The organism is Aeromonas sp. CU5 (genome assembly GCF_002586745.1).
GTDB classification, from domain to species: Bacteria; Pseudomonadota; Gammaproteobacteria; order Enterobacterales; family Aeromonadaceae; genus Aeromonas; species Aeromonas sobria.
Genome location: NZ_CP023817.1, coordinates 2,346,052 through 2,365,809, shown reverse-complemented (window position 1 = coordinate 2,365,809; position 19,758 = coordinate 2,346,052). Strand labels below are relative to the sequence as shown.

Below are 19,758 nucleotides of genomic sequence, written 5' to 3'. Positions count from 1 at the left end.
CTCTCATGTGACAAGGGCCCGCCAGCGTGGCGGGTCATAAGAGGAAGAATATGAATATCAGTGCGATAGCCAAGGATCTGGTGCCCCTGCTCGGGGGCAAGGAGAACATCGTCAGTGCCGCTCACTGCGCCACCCGGCTGCGGCTGGTGTTGGCCGATGACAGCAAGGTGAACAAGGCTGCCATCGACAAGCTGGAGGGGGTCAAGGGCTGTTTTAGCAACGCGGGTCAAATTCAGGTGATCTTCGGCACCGGTCTGGTCAACAAGGTCTATGCGGAGTTCGTGGCGCTGACCGGCACCGGCATGGCCAGCAAGGCGGAACTGACCAACATGGCGACGGCCAAGCTCAACGTGGCCCAGCGGCTGGCGCGGACTCTGTCCAACATCTTCGTGCCGATCATTCCGGCCATCGTCGCCTCGGGCCTGCTGATGGGGCTGCTCGGCATGGTGCGCACCTACGGCTGGGTCAATGCCGACAGCGCCCTGTTTGTGATGCTCGACATGTTCAGCTCGGCGGCCTTTATCATCCTGCCCATTCTGATCGGCTTTACGGCTGCGCGGGAGTTTGGTGGCAACCCCTATCTCGGGGCGACCCTCGGCGGCATTCTCACCCACCCGGCGCTGACCAACGCCTGGGGCGTGGCCGGTGGCTTCAAAACCATGGATTTCTTCGGGCTCGATGTGGCGATGATCGGCTATCAGGGCACCGTCTTCCCGGTGCTCTTGGCGGTCTGGTTTATGTCCCATCTGGAGAGACAGCTGCGCAAGCGCATTCCGGATGCGCTGGATCTGATCCTCACGCCGTTTCTCACCGTCATCATCACCGGTTTCGTGGCGTTGCTCTTTATCGGCCCGGCGGGTCGGGTACTGGGGGATGGCATCTCGTTCGGCCTAAGCGCCCTCTATGAGCAGGCTGGCTGGCTGGCAGGGCTGGTATTTGGCGGCACCTATTCGCTGATCGTCATCACCGGCATCCATCACAGCTTCCACGCTATCGAGGCGGGACTGCTGGCTAATCCGCAAATTGGCGTCAACTTCCTGCTGCCCATTTGGGCCATGGCCAACGTGGCACAGGGTGGGGCTTGCCTCGCGGTCTACTTCAAGACCCGTGACGTGAAGATCAAGGCCATTACCGTGCCGGCCGCCATGTCGTGCCTGCTGGGCATCACGGAAGCGGCGATCTTTGGGGTGAACTTGCGTTACATCAAACCCTTCCTGGCTGGTCTGTTCGGCGGGGCCTGCGGCGGCGCCTACGTGGTGGCGGCCAAGGTGGGGATGACGGCGGTTGGGCTGACCGGTATTCCCGGCATGGCCATCGTCCAGCCCATGAGCCTTATTCACTACATCATCGGGTTGGTGATCGCCTTTGGCACCGCCTTCGCCGCCTCCACCTTGCTCAAATACAAGGTGGAGTGATGAAGGAAAGCGATCTTCTCAACCAGATTGTCCGGTCGTTGCTGGCCGGACAGCTCAAGGCGGCGGCCGATCCCCATCGGCCCCGCTGGCATCTGGCTGCCCCGGTGGGGCTGCTCAATGATCCCAACGGCTTTATCGAGCACGACGGGCGCTACCACCTCTTCTACCAGTGGAATCCACTGGGCTGCGAGCACCGCGACAAGGGATGGGGGCACGTCACCTCCACCGACCTGCTGCACTGGCAGCACGAGCCGGTGGCGCTGTTGCCCACCGAGGCGTATGAGAGCCACGGCTGCTATTCCGGTTCGGCGGTGAGCGACGAGCAGGGGCGCTTGACCCTCATCTACACCGGCAATGTCAAATACCCGGATGGCAGCCGCACCGCCTATCAATGTCTGGCCCGCGCCGACGGTGAGGGGGGCTTCGAGAAACTGGGGCCTGTGCTGGATCTGCCCGCAGGCTACAGCGGCCATGTGCGCGACCCCAAGGTGTGGCACGACGGCCAGCAGTGGCTGATGGTGCTGGGAGCGCGCACCCTGAATGACAAGGGTGAAGTGCTGCTCTATCGCGGCGACACCCTGCAAAGCTGGCAGCGGGTGGGCCCCATCGCCGGTAGCGGACGAGGGGGGCTGGGTGAGTTTGGCTATATGTGGGAGTGCCCGGATCTCTTCCCGCTAGGGGATCGCCATGTGCTGATCAGCTGCCCGCAGGGGATTGCCCCGGCAGGCGAGGATTATCGCAACCTCTACCAGTGCGGCTGGCTGGCGGGGGATTTCGACGGCGAGCGCTTCGAGCACGGGGCTTTCCACGAGCTGGACAGGGGCTTCGAGTTCTATGCACCGCAAACCGCCCGAGACAGTCAGGGGCGCCGCTTGCTGATTGGCTGGCTGGGGCTGCCGGAGGAGAACGAGATGAGCCAGCCCACCATCCCCTATGGCTGGATCCACCAGATGAGCTGCCCGCGGGAGCTGTTCTGGCAGGATGAGTGGCTCTGCCAGCGACCGGTGGCCGAGCTCGCGGTATTGAAGGGGGAGCTGACCCGCTTCGAGGGGACGCTTGGCGAGTTTCCGGGGCTGGCCATCGACTCGGCCTGGCTCGATCTGGCTCTCTGCGGCGAGGGGAGCCTCTGGTTCGGTGCCGTGGCCGAGCTGGTGTGGCAGCCGGGGCGCATCACCTTGCGGCGGCAGAACTGGCAGAGCGGGGCGTGGGAGACCCGCAGCAGCTCATGGTCTGGCGGGCGGATCACCCTGTTGTGCGATCGCTCCAGTCTGGAGTGTTTTATCGATGAGGGCCGTCACAGCCTGTCTGCGCGCTACTTCCCCGGGGAAAAGCCGCAACTTTCATCAGGTAACGGCGCTGATGGCTGCAAAATTTGCCTCAATCACTGGCCGCTGTCGGCGTGCCTAGTACAATAGCCCGGTTCTAGTCAGCCGGGAGGCCAGGTGGAGAAGAAGAAACGGATCACGATTGCCCAGATTGCCGAACTGGCGGGGGTATCCAAGGCGACCGCCAGTCTGGTGCTCAACGGGAAGAGTGCGGAGTACCGGATCGCCGACGATACCCGCAAGCGTATTCAGGCGGTGGCGGATGAGTGCCACTACCTGCCGAGCTTTCACGCCCGCTCCCTGCGCGAGACCCGCAGTTACACCTGGGGTTTGGTGATCCCCGATCTCACCAACTTCGGTTTTGCCCGCATCGCCCGCGCCCTCGAGGCCCACTGCCGGGAGGCGGGCATCCAGCTGCTGATTGCTTGCTCCGAGGATGATCCCGCCCTCGAGCAGCGGGTGGTGGACAACCTGATCAGCCGTCAGGTGGATGGGCTGATTGTCGCCTCCAGCGGCCACAGCGATGACATCTATGCCCGCATTCACGACCGCCTGCCGGTGGTACAGCTCGACCGCCACATCGGCGAGTCGCGCCTGCCCATGGTGATCTCCGATGCCTGCAAGGCTACCGCCGAGCTGGTGCGGGATATGGCAAGCGAGTGCGGCGAGGAGATCTACTACGTCGGTGGCCTGCTGGATCTCTCCCCCAGCCGTCACCGGCTGGCGGGCTATGAGCTGGGGCTCCATCGCGCCGGTTTTGAGGCCGATGCAATCCGGGTGCGCCATCGCGATTATCAGCCTAGCTCCGGTTATCAGCTGATGGCCGAGCTGGTGGCCGAGTTGGGGGCGCCACCCAAGGGGCTTTTTACCGCCTCCTTTACCCTGCTGGAGGGTGTACTGCGCTACCTCAACGAGGCGGGGCTGATGGAGACTGGGATGCGGCTCTGTACCTTCGATGATCACGACTTGCTCGACTGCATTCCCATGCGCATCGACTCGGTGGCGCAGGATTGTCCGGCGCTAGCCCGTGCCGCTTTCGAGCTGATGCAGCAACTGATTGCGGGTAATCCCCCGGCGCAGACCGCCCTGGTGATCAACCCCCGGGTGCGCTGGCGCAGTCGCCGCTAGCCACGCCGCTTCGCCCATCCCATATGAAAAAGCCCCGCCATTGCTGGCGGGGCTTTTTGCTGTTGGCGGATGGTGCCGTTCCTCTGACCGAGAGATCAATCGGTGGTACTGGTACGCCAGAACACCTGCTTGATATGGGGGTGGATGGCCAGTTTTTGCATCAGGGCATCCAGCTCGTCGCCATTAATGGAGGTGGCGAGCAGCACTGCCGAGATCTCCAGATCCCCCGCACCGAACGGCTCGATATCGAGCTCACTCATGGGATAGTTGGCCTGTTCCAGCATCTCTTCCAGCCAGTGCAGCACCTCTTTTTGATGTTCGCGCTGGGTTAGCGCCGTCACCTTGTAGGTCACTTCGGTGTCGGTATTGTCCACTGGGCGGCGGTTGATCTGATTGACCAGCGGCCGCAGCAGGGTGTTGGCAGCCAGCACGAACAGGGCCCCCAGAATCGCCTCCATGGCCAGCCCAGCACCACAGGCGGCGCCGACGGCGGCCACGCCCCAGAGGGTGGCGGCGGTGTTGATGCCGCGGATATTGCCCGACTCGCGCATGATGACACCGGCACCGAGAAAGCCGATGCCGGAGACGATATAGGCCACTACATGGACCACGTTGTAGTTGCCGCCGTGCAGGTCATAGATGCGCTGGGCCAGACTGACGAACAGGGCGGCCCCCACGGCGACCAGCACGTTGGTGCGAAGGCCCGCAGTACGTTGGCGGTACTGGCGCTCCAGTCCGACCAGACTGCCGAGCACAAAGGCGAGCAGCAGGCTGGCCAGAGTGTCGAGCAGGGAGATCATGTCAATTTGTTGCCACATCTTCATGGCGTACTCCTTCTGATGAGTGCTGGCTTGGCGCAATCCATGATGAGACGCCCTATGGCGGATGGATCAGGGGTGATTGCGCGGATGGCCAGCAGAAAAACAACACTACGCGCCCGCACTCGGGCACCAGGGGTGCGAGCCGAGCATGGGCGCGAACATAAGTGCGAACATAGGTGCGAGCATGGACGGCGGATCGGTGACCCGATCTGCCGCTGGGCAAGCTGTTGCTCACAACAAGGGGCCAGCGTGGCTGGCCCCTTTCACTGTGGTTAACTCAGGTGCGCGTTCAGTTGAGCTCAGGATCGCAGTCGATGCGCGGGCGCAGTTGCCAGCGCACCGGATGTGCTACTCCGACCTGATGAACAAACTGCACCAGATAGCGTCGCTGGGGCGGGGTGCACTGCAGGTTGAGCACCAGCTCACGCCCGCCGCTGCGACCCGGCTTTATCGATTGCATCGGTTGCAGTCCGGCCGGTTGCAGGGTGTGGTTCACCATATCCAGCACCTGCTCCATATCGGCGCGATCCTCGCAGCGGATCTGCAGCCGGTAGTGGTGCTGGCGCTGTTTGCCGCCCAGCCAGCGTGGCAGCATGCCACGGCCGAGCTTGCTCAGCAGAGGGTGAGCCCGGGTAGCAACGGAACCTGTTGCGACCGTGGGATCCGCAGCCGGTTTGATTGAGATAAAGCGCATAGCAGCCTCCTTGTGGGAAGCAGAAACTATGCAGGCATGACGGCCATGGCTTTTGGCCAATGGTCACCAGACGTCAAGTGTAAAAAGAGAAGAGGGGAGTGGATTTCCGCTTCTCGCAGGGTTGCGAGTTGCGGCAGAGGAAATCTGCGGCTAGCTCGCGACCTTGGTACCGGCTGACAGGGCCGGTCTACAACTGTCACTTGATGAGTTGCCCACTGATGGTCTCCGCTATTGATAAGAGGCTCGAATGATAGCCGAGGCGGCAGGCAGGGTAAACCCCGCGCCGCCCGCAGCAACATCTTGAAACATAATCGAAAGCGTCTGTCTTGGCCGCGCCGGTCCGCCAAAAACTGACCCGGTTATTTCAGTCCCATCCGTTTGAGGATCATTGCGGCCGGGCAGAAACCGGTGAAGGCGCTCTGGATCAGGTTGACCCCGACAAAGGCACTCAACCAGACAAAGCCCGGATGAACCCAGGTGGTAAGGATCAGCGAGAGCAGCAGCATGCAGCCCGCGACGATTCTGACTCCGTTATCTACTGTCATGGTCTTTCTCCTTATCTACTTTAGATATTGCTAATTTAGTGTTGTTTTATACAATAGAACAAATATCAGCAATTGCTAATTTACTCTTATGAGCCAATTCGACCAGATGAACAGACATGCGACAGCCGCCGCCTCCCTGCTCAAGGCGTTGGCTCATCCCGAACGCCTGATGGTGCTCTGCCAGCTGGTGGAAGGAGAGAAGGGGGTCGGGGAGCTGCTGGCCCACAGCCAACTGGGGCAGTCGGCCTTCTCCCAGCAACTTGCGGTATTGAAGCGCTACGGCCTGATCCGTTCGCGCAAGGTCTCCCAGCAGATCTACTACTCGCTGGTGAGTGAGGCGGCCGCCGATGTGCTGGCGGCGCTGCAAACCCATTTTTGTCACTCAGAAAATAAGGAATCTTGATGATGGAAAGCCAATGGCTGCTCTCTTTGGGCGGCGGCATGCTGGCGGGGCTGTCGGCCCTGATCCTGATGTTGTTCAACGGCCGGGTGGCCGGGATCAGCGGCATTCTGGCCGGTGCGCTGCAACAGCGTGCGCCGTGGCGGGTGCTGTTTCTGCTGGGGCTCGGGGTGGGCGCCTGGCTGGCGCTGACCCTGGGCTGGGCCAGTATGCCTGCATTCACCACGCTGCCCGGCTGGCCTGTGGTGTTGCTGGCCGGTCTGCTGGTCGGCATCGGTACCCGTCTTGGTAATGGCTGCACCAGCGGTCACGGTATCTGCGGCATGGGGCGGCTCTCCCTGCGCTCCATCGTCGCTACCCTGACCTTTATGGCGGCTGGCTTCATCACCGTCTTCGTTACTCATCATCTGTTGTAAGAGGCTGATCGCCATGAAGTTGCTGACAAGTTTGTTTGCGGGCCTGCTGTTCGGGCTGGGGATGGCCATCTCCGGCATGGTGGATCCCGCCCGGGTCACCGGTTTTCTCGATCTGGCTGGCGGCTGGGATCCCAGCCTCGGCTTCGTGATGGGGGGCGCCCTGCTGGTCTTTATGCCGGGTTATTTTCTGCTGGTGAAACCTCGTCGCCAGAGTGTGCTGGGTGAGCCCATCGCCGCCGTACCTGCTTCCAAGCTGGATCGACGGCTGATCGGCGGGGCCGCGCTGTTTGGCATCGGCTGGGGGCTGGTGGGCATCTGCCCGGGGCCAGCTCTGAGTCTCATTTCCAGCGGGCAGCCCATGATAATGTTGTTTATAGCGGCCATGGTGGCCGGGATCTTGCTGTTTGACAGAGGGCTGGCCAGGGTGCTGACCAAGGCGCCAGCTCGGGGAAAGGGTAAGGTGCGCCAGTCCCATACCGGCTGATCCCGTGAAGTGACTGATGATGCCAGGGAAGGAGAGTGATGATGGAAAACATTCGGTTGCTGGGGCTCACCTTGCTAGTGATGATATCGCAGGCCATGACATCCACCCAGGCCCTGGCCGCACAAGGGGAGCCGGTGGCCCCGCTGACTGTTGTTTCGCTGACAGAGTCCTTGCTGACAGTATCGCCACAGCCGGTGACCGACTGGCTGATGCTGGATGGCACCGTCACTGCCATCAATCAGGGGACGGTGGCGGCCCAGACCAGTGGCCGGGTCTCCCGCATGCTGGTGGATGTGAACGATCAGGTGCAAGCGGGGCAACCGCTGCTGGAGATCAGCGGCAAAGAGCAGTTTGCCGCCGTCACGGGTGCGCAGGCACGGCTGGCGCGGGCGCAGGCCCAGCAAGTGGAAGCCGAGCGCCAGCTCGCCCGCTTTCAGGCGCTGATTGCCAAGGGGGTGATCACCCGCGCCCAGCTCGATAACGCCCAGGCGACCGATCGCGCCGCCCGCGCCGAGGTGAACGCTGCCGATGCGGCCCTCACTCAGGCCCGTGAGGCCTACGGTTATACCCGCATTCTGGCCCCCTACGCCGGGGTGGTGACCAAGCGGTTGGTAGAGCTGGGGGAGACAGTCGCCCCCGGTACCCCACTGCTCTCCGGCTTCTCTCTCGACACCTTGCGGGTGGAGGTGGAGTTGCCCCAATCCGCCCTGACGCTGGCTCGTGAGCCTGCGGATGTGCAGGTGCTGCTGCCGGATGGCAGGGCCGTTACCCCGGTCAAACTGACCCGCTTCAACTATGCCGACAGCCAGAGCCACGCCTTCAGGTTGCGCCTCGACTTGCCGCCGCAAACCGCAGGTGTGCTGCCCGGCATGTGGCTCAAGGTGCAGCTCAAACAGGGTGAACGTCAGGTGTTGCAGGTACCGGAGCGCGCCCTGCTGCGGCAAGGGGAGTTCAACGGCGTCTATCTGCAGCAGCCCGCTGGCTGGGCCCTGACGCCGGTGCGGGTCGGCCACTGCTTGGCGGGGCAGTGCGAGATCCTGGCCGGGCTGCAAGCCGGTGACAAGCTGGCCCCCGATGCCTGGGCGCTGCAGCAGGAGGTGGCCCATGAGTAGCGAGCTGAACGGCAACAGGGAGAGGCTGGGGCCCGCGGGTCGGCTGGCTGCGCTGTTTCAGGGCTCGGCCATCACCCCGCTGCTGGCGCTGGTGGGGCTGTTGCTCGGCCTGTTTGCAGTGCTGGTGACCCCCAAGGAGGAGGAGCCGCAGATCGATGTCACCTTCGCCGATGTCTACATTCCCTTCCCGGGAGCCAGCCCGGCTGAAGTGGCCTCTCTCGTCACCACCCCTGCCGAGCAGGTGGTCTCCCAGATAAAGGGCATTGATACCCTCTACTCTTTTTCCCAACCCGATGGCGCCCTGCTGGTGGTGGTGTTCAAGGTGGGGGTGAGCCGCGAGCAGGCCATCGTCGATCTCAACAACCAGCTTGACTCCAACCGCGACTGGCTGCCACAGGGGATCGGGGTCGGTCAGCCACTGGTAAAACCGAGGGGGATCGATGATGTCCCCATCGTCAGTTTGACCTTATGGAGCAAAGAGTGGAACAAAGAGGGGAGCAAGCAACTGGGGGCACCCGAGCTGACCCGGGTCGCCCATGAGCTGGAGACCGAACTCAAGCGCATTCGCGGTACCCGCGATATTTACACGCTGGGCAGCCAGAGCACCGTGTTGCGGGTGATGCCGGATCCGGCGGCCCTCAGCGCCCACGGCATCAGCTGGGGCGAGCTGAGTCAGCGCCTTTCGGCCGCCAATCAGGTAGGCCCGACACAGGCCATCGAGCAGGACAACAGTGAGATCAAGGTACAGGTGGGGCAGTTCCTGCAAAGCGAGCAGCAGGCCCGCGAGCTGGTAGTGGGGCTGCACGACGGCAAGCCGGTCTATCTGGGGGAGGTGGCCAAGGTCTCTCTGGGTCAGGAGACTCCGACCAAGCGCAGCTGGATGGGGCTGGGGGATCGCAGCTATCCGGCGGTGACCCTGGCCATCGGCAAACAGCCGGGCCAGAACGCGGTCGATGTGGCCAAGCGGGTGGAGGTGCGGGTCGAGAGTTTGCAGAACCGGCTTATCCCTGCCGGGGTCGAGGTGACGGTGACCCGGGACTACGGCGTCACCGCCGAGACCAAATCCAACACCCTGATCGGCAAGCTGATTTTTGCCACCACGGCGGTGGTGCTGCTGGTGCTGGTGAGCATGGGCTGGCGCGAGGCGCTGGTGGTGGGGGTGGCCATCGTTATCACCCTGGCACTGACCCTGTTTGCCAGCTGGGCCTGGGGCTTTACCCTCAACCGGGTGTCGCTGTTTGCGCTGATCTTCTCCATCGGCATTCTGGTGGATGACGCCATTGTGGTGGTGGAGAACATTCACCGCCATCGCGGTTTAGGCAAGGGGTCGCTCAAGGATCTTATTCCGGGGGCGGTGGACGAGGTAGGCGGGCCGACCATACTGGCGACCCTGACCGTGATCGCGGCCCTGCTGCCGATGGCCTTTGTCAGCGGTCTGATGGGCCCCTACATGAGCCCCATCCCCATCAATGCCAGCATGGGGATGCTTATCTCCCTGCTGGTGGCCTTTATCTTCTCCCCCTGGCTGGCGAGCCATTTGCTCAAGGGGGAGGTGCAGGCTGCCCACGGCGAGGCCAAGGCTGGCCTCTTCCAGCGGCTGATGACCCCCTTCCTGATCGGTGACGGCGCCAAGAGGGCCAGACGCAAGCTCTGGCTGGTGGTGTTGCTGCTGGTCGGGGCGGCTGCCGCCATGCCGGTGGTGCAGTGGGTGGTGCTCAAAATGCTCCCCTTTGACAACAAGTCGGAATTTCAGCTGGTGCTCGATATGCCAGAGGGGGCCACGCTGGAGCAGACCGAGCGTACCCTGCTGGCGGTCGGGCGAGAGCTTGCCAAGGTGGAGGAGGTGAAGGATTACCAGATCTACGCCGGTACGGCGGCCCCCATCAACTTCAACGGGCTGGTGCGCCACTATTTTATCCGCAGCGGCGCCAACGTGGGGGATATTCAGGTCAATCTGGTGGACAAGCATGAGCGGGATCGCAGTAGCCACCAGATCGCCCAGTCGGTTCGGGCGCCGCTGCAGGCCATCGCCAGTGCGGCAGGGGGCAACCTCAAGGTGGTGGAGGTGCCCCCGGCCCGCCGGTCTGGTCCCCCATAGTCGCGGAAGTGTATGGCCCGACGCCTGCTGCCCGTGAAGCGGCGGCGCGCGCCGTACAGGCCCGCTTTGTAGCCACGGCGGATCTGGTGGATGTGGATATCTATCTGACCGACCCGCAGCCCAAGTGGCGACTGGTGGTGGATCGCAGCAAAGCGGCCCTGCTCGGGGTCGACCTCGGGGACCTGGTGAGCACCCTCAATGGCGGGGTGGGTTATCAGGATGCCAGCTGGCTGCAGGGGCACGGCGCCAAGTATCCGGTGCCGATCCGCATCGAACTGGCTCCCGGTGACAAACGGGATCTGGCGGGCGTGCTGGCCCTCAAGGTGCGCAGCCAGAGTGGCCAGCTGGTGCGGGTCTCCGAGCTGGTGAGTCGCCGTGATGAGGTGGCTCCCAGCTATATCATGCACAAGAACATGCAGCCCATGGTGATGGTGGTGGCCGACATGGGCGGCCATACCGACAGCCCGCTCTACGGCATGTTTGCCGCCGGTGCTGACATCGACCTGCCCCAATATTACGTGCAGCAGCCCGACAAGCTGGGGGAGGTGGCGCTGTTGTGGGACGGGGAGTGGAAGATTACCTACGAGACCTTCCGCGACATGGGTATCGCCTACGGGGTGGGGATGATCCTCATCTACCTGCTGGTGGTGGCCCAGTTCCGCTCCTATCTGGTGCCGCTCATCATCATGGCCCCCATTCCGCTCACCCTCATCGGGGTGATGCCGGGCCACGCCCTGCTGGGGGCCCAGTTTACCGCCACCTCGATGATCGGGATGATCGCCCTGGCCGGGATCATCGTACGCAACAGCATCCTGCTGGTGGACTTTATCGAACAGCAGCGCCGCGCCGGAGTGGCGTTCGAGCAGGCGGTGATCGAAGCGGCGCAGGTGCGGGCCAAACCCATCATGCTGACGGCGTTGGCGGCGATGATCGGGGCCCTGTTTATCCTCGATGATCCCATCTTCAACGGACTGGCCATCAGTCTGATTTTCGGGATCCTGGTCTCCACACTGCTCACTCTGGTAGTGATACCCTTGCTCTATTATGCCCTGCTCTCCCGACGCTCATGACGGGAGTCACTAGCGAAAGGATGCGCGATGAAGAGAGGTTGGCTGTGGTGGGGAAGTGGCGCCGTGGTAGCGGTGGCTGCTGTGGCATGGTGGTGGCGACCGCAGCCGACGCCGATCAGGCTGGCTGAGGTCGGGCGGGGGAATGTGCTGGTCACCGTGGTCAACACCCGGGCTGGCACCATCAAGTCGTGCCAGCGGGCTGGGCTCAGTCTGCCCGGTGGTGGCGTGGTGGAGCAGATCGCCGTCAAGGCAGGGGAGCGGGTAGCGCAGGGAGATCTGCTGCTGACCCTCTGGAGTGACGATATTCGCGCCGATCTCGACCGTGCCCGTGCCCAGCAGGCGCTCGGCAAGACCCAGCGTGAGGAGCGCTGCAGCGAAGCGGCCTACTACGAGCGGGAGGCCAATCGGCTGGCTACCTTGTTGGCCAAAAACCTAACCTCCCGCACGCTCGCCGAGCAGGCCCAGAATCTGGCCGATACCCGCCGCTATATCTGTCAGGCATCCCGTCAGCAGGAGCGGGTTGACGAGGCGCAGGTCGCCCAGGTAGAAGCCCGTTTGAGCGAGCGCCGCCTGCAGGCGCCGTTTGCCGGTGTGGTGGCGGAGGTCAACAGCAAGCTGGGCGAATACATGACCCCCTCACCGCCCGGAGTGGCCATGCCTCCGGTTATCGATCTCATCGACGATCGCTGCCTCTATGTCTCAGCCCCCATCGATGAAGTGGATGCCGCCCGCCTCAAGGTGGGTCAGTCTGCCCGGGTACTGCTCGACGCCATGCCCGGACGCGATTTTGCCGCCACCGTCACCCGCATCGCCCCCTATGTGAAGGAGCTGGAGAAACAGGCCCGCACAGTGGAGGTGGAGGCGGTACTCACAGCCCCGCCTAGCGACGTGCCCCTGCTTATCGGCTACAGCGCCGATCTCGAGGTCGAGGTGACCCGCGCCACCGATGTGCTTCGGGTGGCGGCCAGCAGCCGGGCCGACGATGGCAGCGTGCTGCGGCTGGAGGGAGATAAGCTGGTGCGGGTGCTGCCCCGCTGGGGCGTGGAGAACTGGAACTGGATTGAGGTGGCAGAGGGGCTCGCCGCCGGTGACCAGCTGGCGGCCCAGCCCGGCCAGATAGTCGGGGAGGGGCCCTTCAGTGCCGCCACGGAGCCGACGGATGAGTGATCTCATTCGCCTTGATGCCGTCAGCCGTCGTTTCACTCTGGGGGGGAGCGAGGTGGCCGCCCTCGATCGCGTTTCTCTGCGAGTTGCCGAGGGGGAGTATCTGGCGGTGATGGGCCCCTCGGGCTCCGGCAAATCGACCCTGCTCAATGTGCTGGGGCTGCTGGATCGGCCCGATGAGGGGCGTTACTGGCTGGGAGGGGAGGATACCGCCACCCTGTCAGAACCGGCGCTGGCCCAACTACGTGGCCATCGCATCGGTTTCGTGTTCCAGTCGTTTCACCTGATCTCCCGCCTCACCGCCCGTGAAAACGTCGAGCTGCCGCTGATGCTGTGCGGGATTGCCCCCGCCGAGCGCGATCGCCGCAGCCAGCAGTTGCTGGGGGAGCTGGGGCTGGAGAACCGGGCCGGACACCGCCCTGCCGAGCTTTCCGGCGGTCAGCGTCAGCGGGTGGCCATCGCCCGGGCCATGGCGATGGCGCCGCGGCTGATCCTGGCCGACGAGCCCACTGGCAATCTCGACTCCCGCTCAGGGGAGGAGGTGATTACCCTGCTGGAGGGGCTCAACCGCGAGCAGGGGATCACGCTGGTGGTGGTGACTCACGACCCGCGCCTCGGTGAGCGGGCGGGCAGGCGGATCCTGATGAACGATGGCCGCATCAACACTGATAGCGGCGGGGGCTGAATGCGGCGGCCCGATGTGATCCGCTTTGCCGCCGTGGCCCTGTTGCGCCAGCGCTCCCGGGCGCTGGTATTGATCCTGGCGGTGAGTCTGAGCGTCACTTCCGTGCTGCTGCTCACCGCGCTGGGGGAGGGGGCGAGGCGCTATGTGGCCGACCAGTTCAGCTCCCTTGGCAAGGATCTGCTGGTGATGTTCCCGGGCCGCAAGGAGACCACCGGCGGGCTGCCGCCGGTCACCGGCAACAGCCTGCGGCAGATCACTCTGGATGACATGCACTACCTTGGCCAGCACCAGCCCAAGGTGCGGCTGGTGCCGCTGGTGATGGGCTTTGCCGAGGCCAAACAGGGGGCGCGGCTGCGCCAGACCATGCTGCTTGGCAGCAGCAACGGGCTGCGCGATACCCACGGGCTGGAACTGCTTTCCGGCCGCTGGCTACCGGGGGATGCCGCAGAGGATCGACCGGTCGTCCTGCTCGGGGCCGTGGTGGCCCGTGAGCTGTTTGGTCAGGCCGATCCTGTCGGCCAGTGGCTGCGTTTTGACAATCGCCGCTTTCGGGTGGTGGGGGTCTTCACCAGCCAGAGCAGCAATCTGGGGATGGATATGGCTGAGGCCGCGCTGATCCCGGTGGGCAGCGCCATGCGGCTGTTCAACACCGAGGGGCTGTTTCGCTTGCTGATCCAGCCGCTGGCGGGGCAAGCGGTGTCTCCGCTGGTCAAGGGACTGGAGCAACTGATGCAGGCGCGCCACGGGGTGCTCGATGTGACCGTGGTGCGCCGTGACGCCATGCTGGCCACCTTCTCCACCATTCTCTCGACCCTTACGCTGGCGGTCGCCGGTATTGGCGCCATCAGCCTGCTGGTCTCCGGTATCATGATGATGAATCTGGCGCTGATCAGCACCCGCCAGCGCACCGGCGAGATCGGCCTGCTCAAGGCGCTGGGGGCCGACAGTCGCCAGATCCGCCAGCTGTTTTTGTGGGAGGCGCTGCTGCTGAGCGGCAGTGGCGCGCTGTTTGGTACGGCTTTGGGCTATGCCCTGGTGGCCCTCGCCGGACTGGTGTGGCCCAGTTTTCCGGTGGCGGTCCCTTTGCTCGCGACCCTCTGCACCATACCGGCGGCCCTGCTGACCGGGCTGTTTTTTAGCTGGCTGCCCGCTTCCCGGGCGGCAAGACAAGATCCGGTCAGCAGCCTGCGCAGCGGGCAATGGAGTGGTGGCTGATGCGCCTCGCTGATCTGCTGTTCTGGCTCTGGCGCGCCTTGCTGGCAGGACGCAGTCGCAGCCTGCTGTCGGCGCTGGGCATCGCCATCGGGATCGCTTCGGTGACCCTGCTCACCGGTATTGGCGAGGGGCTCAGGCTCTATCTGCTCGACAGTTTCTCCCAATTCGGCACCCGCTTGATCGCCGTGACCCCGGGCAAGACCGAAACCGCTGGCGGTCCGCCCGGTATCCTCTCCAGCAGCCGTCCCCTGCTGCTGGAGGATGCCGATGCCCTCGCCAGATTACCGGGGATCGAGGCGGCGCTCCCTGTGGTGCAGGGGCAGGGAGAGGTGCGCAGCCGCGGGCTCACCCGCAGCACCGCCATTCTGGGCACCGGTTCGGCGGCGCTCTCCGGCTGGCGACTCACCCTGGTGCAGGGGCGTTTTCTGCCCGCGGATGACAGTGCCATGCCCCGCGCTTATGCGGTGTTGGGCTCCAAGGTGGCGGCGGAGCTGTTTCCCCGCGGCGATGGGCCGGGGAGTCTGCTGCGGGCCGGTGATCGCCGTTTTCGGGTGGCCGGGGTGCTGGCTCCCAAAGGGCAATTTCTCGGCTTTGATCTGGACGACATGATCTATCTGCCCGCCGCCCACGCTCAGGCGCTGTTCAACAAGGAGGGGCTGCAGGAGATCGACGTCATCTATCGCGCCGGGCAGACGGAGGCCGAGATTACCGCCCAGATCCGGCGGCTGCTGATCGCCCGCCACGGCGCCGAGGATTTCACCCTCACCTCCCAGCAGGACATGCTGACCAGCCTCGACAAGATCCTCTCCATCATCAAGCTGGCGGTTGGCGGGCTCGGTATTATCTCGCTGCTGATCGGGGCGGTCGGCATCTTCAGCATCATGAGCATCGCCCAGCAGGAGCGGATCCCCGAAGTGGGCTTGCTGATGGCGCTGGGCTGCCCGCGGCGCCGCATCCTGCTGTTGTTCCTGCTGGAAGCCGTAGTGCTGGCGCTGCTGGGTGGGGCCATGGGGCTGGCCCTGCTCGGGGTGCTCAAGCTGCTGTTCGCATTGCTGGCGGCCGGCTTGCCGCTCACCCTCCATCCTCTCTATCTGCTGCTGGCGCTCGGTTGCAGCGCTCTGGTCGGTCTGCTGGCCGGGGTCGCCCCCGCGTTGCGGGCGGTGCGTCTCGACCCCGTGGTCGCCCTGCGCGGGGATTAAGCCATCCCGCCCTGTGCCGCCCAGTGGTCGTTGTCAACGCGCGCGGTAACAAGCGAGTCAGGTGGCAAGGTGGTAATATCCCTTCGCTACTGACTCGATATAAGGTTCCCCCGATGACTACGCTGCGTCTGCTTGTCTCCGACTCTCACGATCCCCTGTTCAATCTGGCCGTCGAGGAGTGCATCTTCCGCCAGATGGACCCCGGCCAGCGGGTGCTGTTCCTGTGGCGCAACGCCAATACTGTGGTGATCGGTCGTGCCCAGAATCCGTGGAAGGAGTGCAATACCCGCCGGATGGAGGAGAATGGGGTGACGCTGGCGCGCCGCAGCAGTGGTGGCGGCGCCGTGTTCCACGACCTTGGCAACAGCTGCTTCACCTTCATGGCGGGCAAGCCGGAGTATGACAAGAGCATCTCCACCGCCATCGTACTCGATGCCCTCAAGCGGCTCGGGGTGAGTGCGTTTGCCTCCGGTCGCAACGATCTGCTGGTCGCCACCCCGGACGGGGAGCGCAAGGTATCGGGGTCAGCCTACAGGGAGACCCTGGATCGCGGTTTTCACCACGGCACCCTGCTGCTGGACGCCGATCTCGGCCGGCTCGCCAACTACCTCAATCCTGATCCCAAGAAGCTGGCGGCCAAGGGGATCACCTCGGTGCGCGGCCGGGTGGCCAATCTGTGCGAACTGCTGCCGGGGATCGACCACGATCAGGTGAGCGAGGCGCTTGCCGAGGCGTTCTTCCACCATTACGGCGCGCGAGTTGCGCCCGAGCATATCTCTCCCGAGCAGATGCCGGATCTGCCGGGCTTTGCCGAGACCTTCGCCCGCCAGCGCAGCTGGGAGTGGAACTATGGCCATGCCCCTGCTTTCAGCCATTTGCTGGAAGAGCGGTTCAGCTGGGGTGGGGTGGAGCTGCACTTTGATGTGGAGAAAGGGGCCATCACCCGGGCGCAGCTGTTCAGCGATACCCTGGAACCCGCCCCGTTTGATCTGCTGGCGGCCGAGCTGGCGGGTTGCGACTATCGACCGGAGGCGGTCGCCGCGCGCCTGCAGCCCTGGCTGGCGGCCTTTCCGCAGCAGCAGATCGAGCTGGCGGAGTTTGCCGAGTGGCTGTTGGCCTCCCTGCGTTGAGGGTGGCACTGTGCTGATGGCGGTCTGGTAGTAAGGACTATGTCAGCCAGGATGGGAGCAAGATCACGAAATATAAAGAGGCGCCTCAAAGGCGCCTTTTTGCCAGCCCTTGTCATGGCTGATACATGACAAAAAGTAGGGTAGGCCATTAGATATTGTCGCTGTCGGCCCCGCTGGCACAGGGGTATAACGGCCGCACATTTGCTGTACTAATGGTATAAAAATGAGTGACTTAGTTTATCTGAAAGACGAAAGCGTCAATGCCGACCACCCCGAATTCGCTGCCCGTTTCGCCACAGTCAAAGCCAACTTTTTCTCGCGCAATCCCGATCTCTGGCCCGTTTTTCGCGAACCCGGATTTGCCACCCTCAATGAATTTCGTGCCCGTGGTCTGGCCCCGGATGCCCGCCTGAACGCCTGGCCTGATGGCCGCGCGCGCCTTGCAGATCTCTGCGAGACCATGCCGGTGCCCGCCACCATGCGCACTCCGGGCGAGCCGATGGCCGAGCTGCTGTTTGCCGCCGCCCTGTCGAAGGATTGGGAGAACCCCTCCAGCGTCGAGAACGTCATCACCATGTCGGCGGATCCCGCTATCTACGGTGCCCAGCTGGGCATTCTGGCCAACCCCAATCTGGTCTACTCCGAATATGCCGGGGTGGCCGAGGAGCTTGAGAAGAAGGTGGTGCGCCAGATAGCGCTGCTGGCGGGTTATGACCCCGAGCGAGCCACCGGCATCTTCACCCAGGGGGGAACCTTTTGTAACCTCTATGGCTACCTGCTCGGCATTCGCAAAAGCCTGCCGGAGGCCAAGCACAAGGGGCTCGGCCACTATCAGGATTACCGCATCATCAACTCCCAGGGCGGTCACTACTCCAACATCACCAACCTCTCCCTGCTTGGGGTCGATATCGAGAACAAGACCATCCGGATTCAGGTCGGCGAGAACAATGACATCGATCTTGACCACCTCGAGCGCACCCTGACCGCCTGCTTCGCCCTGAAGCACGTGGTACCCACCATCATGCTCACCATGGGCACCACCGACACCTTCGGGGTGGATCAGGTCAAGCCGGTGTTCGAGCTGCGCAATCGCCTCTGCGAGCAGTTCGAAGTGACGGTCAAGCCGCACATCCACGTCGATGCCGCCATCGGTTGGTCGATGATCTTCTTCCTGGGTTACGACTTTGCCGCCAACCCACTCGCCATCAACAGCGCGACTCTGGCGGGGATCGAGCGCAACGTGGCGCGCTTTGCCGAGCTGAAATATGCCGACTCCTTCACTGTCGACTTCCAGAAGTGGGGCTATGTGCCCTACACCTCCAGTCTGGTGATGATCAAGGAGCAGGATGATCTCAAGGCGATGGAGAATGACCCGGAGAACTTCTCCTACTTTGAGCGGGACATTCAGGGCCAGACCCACCTGCAATCCACCATCGAGTGCTCCCGCGGCGCGAGCGGTTTGTTCGGTGCCTATGCCGCCCTCAACTATATGGGGGTGGAGGGTTATCGCACCGTGCTGGCCCACTGCCTGCAAAATGCCAACTACTTCCGCTTCCGGTTAAGCCAGCTCGGCAACGTCAAGCTGGTGGCGCAGGAGAATCAGGGGCCGAGCGTCGGCTTCAAGATCTACAACCCCGAGTGGGTGAGCGACCCGGAGGCCGAGTTTGCCTTCGAGCTGGCCCGCTCCAGCGATCCTGCCTACAAGGCCCGCTTGCAGCGCAACACCGACTACCACCGCAGCCAGTTCAAGGGGCGCGGCAAGGTAGGGCTCTACACCAACTGGGTGGAGGCGGTAGCTCACTCCGACTATGACTCCCGCGGCAAGTACTCCTACATCGCCGGGGAGAAGGCAGTCTTTATGAACCCCGCCTGCACCCGCGAGCAGATCGACGCCTTTATCGACCATATTCGCGGTTGATGGCGGTCGCCCTGACTGCCGAGTGCGGCCAATAGTAGCCAGTGATGGCTTGGGTGTGTCACGCCAATAAGATAAAGAAAGGGCAAGCCGATTGGCTTGCCCTGCTGTTTTAACTGCTGTGGCGCTGACTGTGCGAAAGCGGTGGGGAAGGTCGGGTTCAGAGAGCCAGCAACTGCTCGTTCTCGACAATCTCGCACCCAGCGGGCAGTTTCGAGAGGGCGATCATGGCGTGGGCCACCTGCTGGGCCTTGATGGCGCGCCAGCGGGCGAGCTTGCCCACCAGCAGCGGCCGAAACAGCGGATAGATGGCCTGAAAGATCTGCTCAGAGAGGCGCGGTGGCTGGCGATCCCCCAGCAACATGGCTGGCCGCACGATGGCGAGTCGCGGCCAGGATTGGGCCAGCAGGGCCTGCTCCATCTCCCCTTGGTACGCGGATAGAGGGCCGGTGAGCTTGCGTTGGCCCCCATGCTCGAGACCACGATCAGCCGCTGACAACCGTGGCGACGGGCCAGTTCGGCAAAGGCGAGCACATAGTCGAGATCGACCAGGCGAAATGCCTCAGCAGAGCCCGCCTCCTTGCGAGTGGTGCCGAGGGCACAGAAGGCGATATCCACCGGGCGGGAGAGGGTGACGCTGGCCAGATCATCAAAATTGACCGGCAGCCAGTGGTGGGCCTCCTTGCCCGGCTTGCGACAGAGCAGGGTCAGTTCATGTTCGGCAGGCAGTTGCTGCACCAGTTCGCGACCGATAAGGCCGCTGGCTCCGGCAATCAGGATCCGGCTCATGAGGATTCTCCCTGTGTCATTCGATGGTGTTGATGCCATGGTGGCTGCTCATCAGCATCAGTCAATTTGCGGGCAGCTGCAATGGGGAGGCAATGACTAACTGCTGCCTGACGGGATAACGGGCAGGATAAATAGCGAGGGCTGGATAAAACA

16 protein-coding genes and 2 pseudogenes are annotated in these 19,758 nt (G+C 63.5%); 14 read left to right on the top strand and 4 right to left on the bottom strand.

Features of this window, described 5'->3' with window-relative positions; translation table 11 throughout:
- The first annotated feature begins 50 nt into the window (after positions 1-50).
- From CK911_RS10315 to CK911_RS10305, 3 genes are read left to right on the top strand one after another with little or no spacing between them, the layout of a single operon-like run.
- Positions 51-1,415, top strand: coding sequence for a sucrose-specific PTS transporter subunit IIBC (locus CK911_RS10315; RefSeq protein WP_098969862.1), 1,365 nt, complete (start codon positions 51-53; stop codon positions 1,413-1,415).
- Positions 1,415-2,830: a sucrose-6-phosphate hydrolase gene (locus tag CK911_RS10310; RefSeq protein ID WP_098969861.1), complete on the top strand. Its 1,416-nt coding sequence runs from the start codon at positions 1,415-1,417 to the stop codon at positions 2,828-2,830. The genes CK911_RS10315 and CK911_RS10310 overlap by 1 nt, the downstream gene beginning before the upstream one ends.
- A gap of 27 nt (positions 2,831-2,857) precedes the next feature.
- On the top strand, positions 2,858-3,868 hold the full coding sequence (locus CK911_RS10305; protein WP_042018667.1) for a substrate-binding domain-containing protein: 1,011 nt from the start codon (positions 2,858-2,860) through the stop codon (positions 3,866-3,868).
- A 95-nt stretch (positions 3,869-3,963) separates the two neighbouring features.
- Here CK911_RS10305 and CK911_RS10300 read toward each other — a convergent pair whose 3' ends face one another.
- From CK911_RS10300 to CK911_RS10290, 3 genes are all read right to left on the bottom strand, one after another.
- Complete coding sequence (locus CK911_RS10300; RefSeq protein ID WP_042018669.1) at positions 3,964-4,692, bottom strand: MgtC/SapB family protein; 729 nt, start codon at positions 4,690-4,692, stop codon at positions 3,964-3,966.
- Positions 4,693-4,978: 286 nt separating this feature from the next.
- A complete protein-coding gene (locus tag CK911_RS10295; protein WP_098969860.1) occupies positions 4,979-5,383 on the bottom strand; it encodes a hypothetical protein in 405 nt (134 codons plus the stop codon).
- Between the two features lie 359 nt (positions 5,384-5,742).
- Positions 5,743-5,928 (bottom strand): DUF2892 domain-containing protein, encoded by a 186-nt coding sequence (locus CK911_RS10290; protein WP_033136592.1) that lies wholly within the window; start codon positions 5,926-5,928, stop codon positions 5,743-5,745.
- Between the two features lie 88 nt (positions 5,929-6,016).
- Between CK911_RS10290 and CK911_RS10285 the strand changes: the two genes are divergently transcribed.
- The 11 genes and pseudogenes from CK911_RS10285 (at position 6,017) to CK911_RS10235 (ending at position 18,819) form a co-directional block, all read left to right on the top strand.
- Positions 6,017-6,331, top strand: coding sequence for a helix-turn-helix transcriptional regulator (locus CK911_RS10285; RefSeq protein ID WP_098969859.1), 315 nt, complete (start codon positions 6,017-6,019; stop codon positions 6,329-6,331).
- Positions 6,331-6,744: a YeeE/YedE family protein gene (locus tag CK911_RS10280; protein ID WP_172954001.1), complete on the top strand. Its 414-nt coding sequence runs from the start codon at positions 6,331-6,333 to the stop codon at positions 6,742-6,744. The genes CK911_RS10285 and CK911_RS10280 overlap by 1 nt, the downstream gene beginning before the upstream one ends.
- A gap of 13 nt (positions 6,745-6,757) precedes the next feature.
- Positions 6,758-7,228 carry a YeeE/YedE family protein gene (locus CK911_RS10275; protein ID WP_172954000.1) on the top strand — a complete coding sequence of 157 codons (471 nt, stop codon included), beginning with the start codon at positions 6,758-6,760 and terminating at the stop codon, positions 7,226-7,228.
- Between the two features lie 41 nt (positions 7,229-7,269).
- Positions 7,270-8,340, top strand: a complete 1,071-nt coding sequence (locus CK911_RS10270) for an efflux RND transporter periplasmic adaptor subunit (RefSeq protein ID WP_098969857.1) — start codon at positions 7,270-7,272, stop codon at positions 8,338-8,340.
- A pseudogene (locus CK911_RS10265) lies at positions 8,333-11,508 on the top strand (efflux RND transporter permease subunit). The gene CK911_RS10270 and the pseudogene CK911_RS10265 overlap by 8 nt, the downstream one beginning before the upstream one ends.
- A gap of 27 nt (positions 11,509-11,535) precedes the next feature.
- A complete protein-coding gene (locus CK911_RS10260) occupies positions 11,536-12,675 on the top strand; it encodes an efflux RND transporter periplasmic adaptor subunit (protein ID WP_098969856.1) in 1,140 nt (379 codons plus the stop codon).
- Positions 12,668-13,357, top strand: a complete 690-nt coding sequence (locus CK911_RS10255; RefSeq protein WP_098969855.1) for an ABC transporter ATP-binding protein — start codon at positions 12,668-12,670, stop codon at positions 13,355-13,357. The genes CK911_RS10260 and CK911_RS10255 overlap by 8 nt, the downstream gene beginning before the upstream one ends.
- Positions 13,358-14,572 (top strand): ABC transporter permease, encoded by a 1,215-nt coding sequence (locus CK911_RS10250; RefSeq protein WP_098969854.1) that lies wholly within the window; start codon positions 13,358-13,360, stop codon positions 14,570-14,572.
- Complete coding sequence (locus CK911_RS10245) at positions 14,572-15,771, top strand: ABC transporter permease (RefSeq protein ID WP_098969853.1); 1,200 nt, start codon at positions 14,572-14,574, stop codon at positions 15,769-15,771. The genes CK911_RS10250 and CK911_RS10245 overlap by 1 nt, the downstream gene beginning before the upstream one ends.
- Before the next feature lie 113 nt (positions 15,772-15,884).
- A complete protein-coding gene (locus CK911_RS10240; protein ID WP_098969852.1) occupies positions 15,885-16,901 on the top strand; it encodes a lipoate--protein ligase A in 1,017 nt (338 codons plus the stop codon).
- A gap of 223 nt (positions 16,902-17,124) precedes the next feature.
- Positions 17,125-18,819, top strand: a complete 1,695-nt coding sequence (locus CK911_RS10235) for a pyridoxal-dependent decarboxylase (protein ID WP_098969851.1) — start codon at positions 17,125-17,127, stop codon at positions 18,817-18,819.
- 157 nt (positions 18,820-18,976) lie between these two features.
- Here the strand turns inward: CK911_RS10235 and CK911_RS10230 are convergent.
- Positions 18,977-19,605, bottom strand: a pseudogene (locus CK911_RS10230) (NAD(P)H-binding protein).
- Between the last annotated feature and the right edge of the window lie 153 nt (positions 19,606-19,758).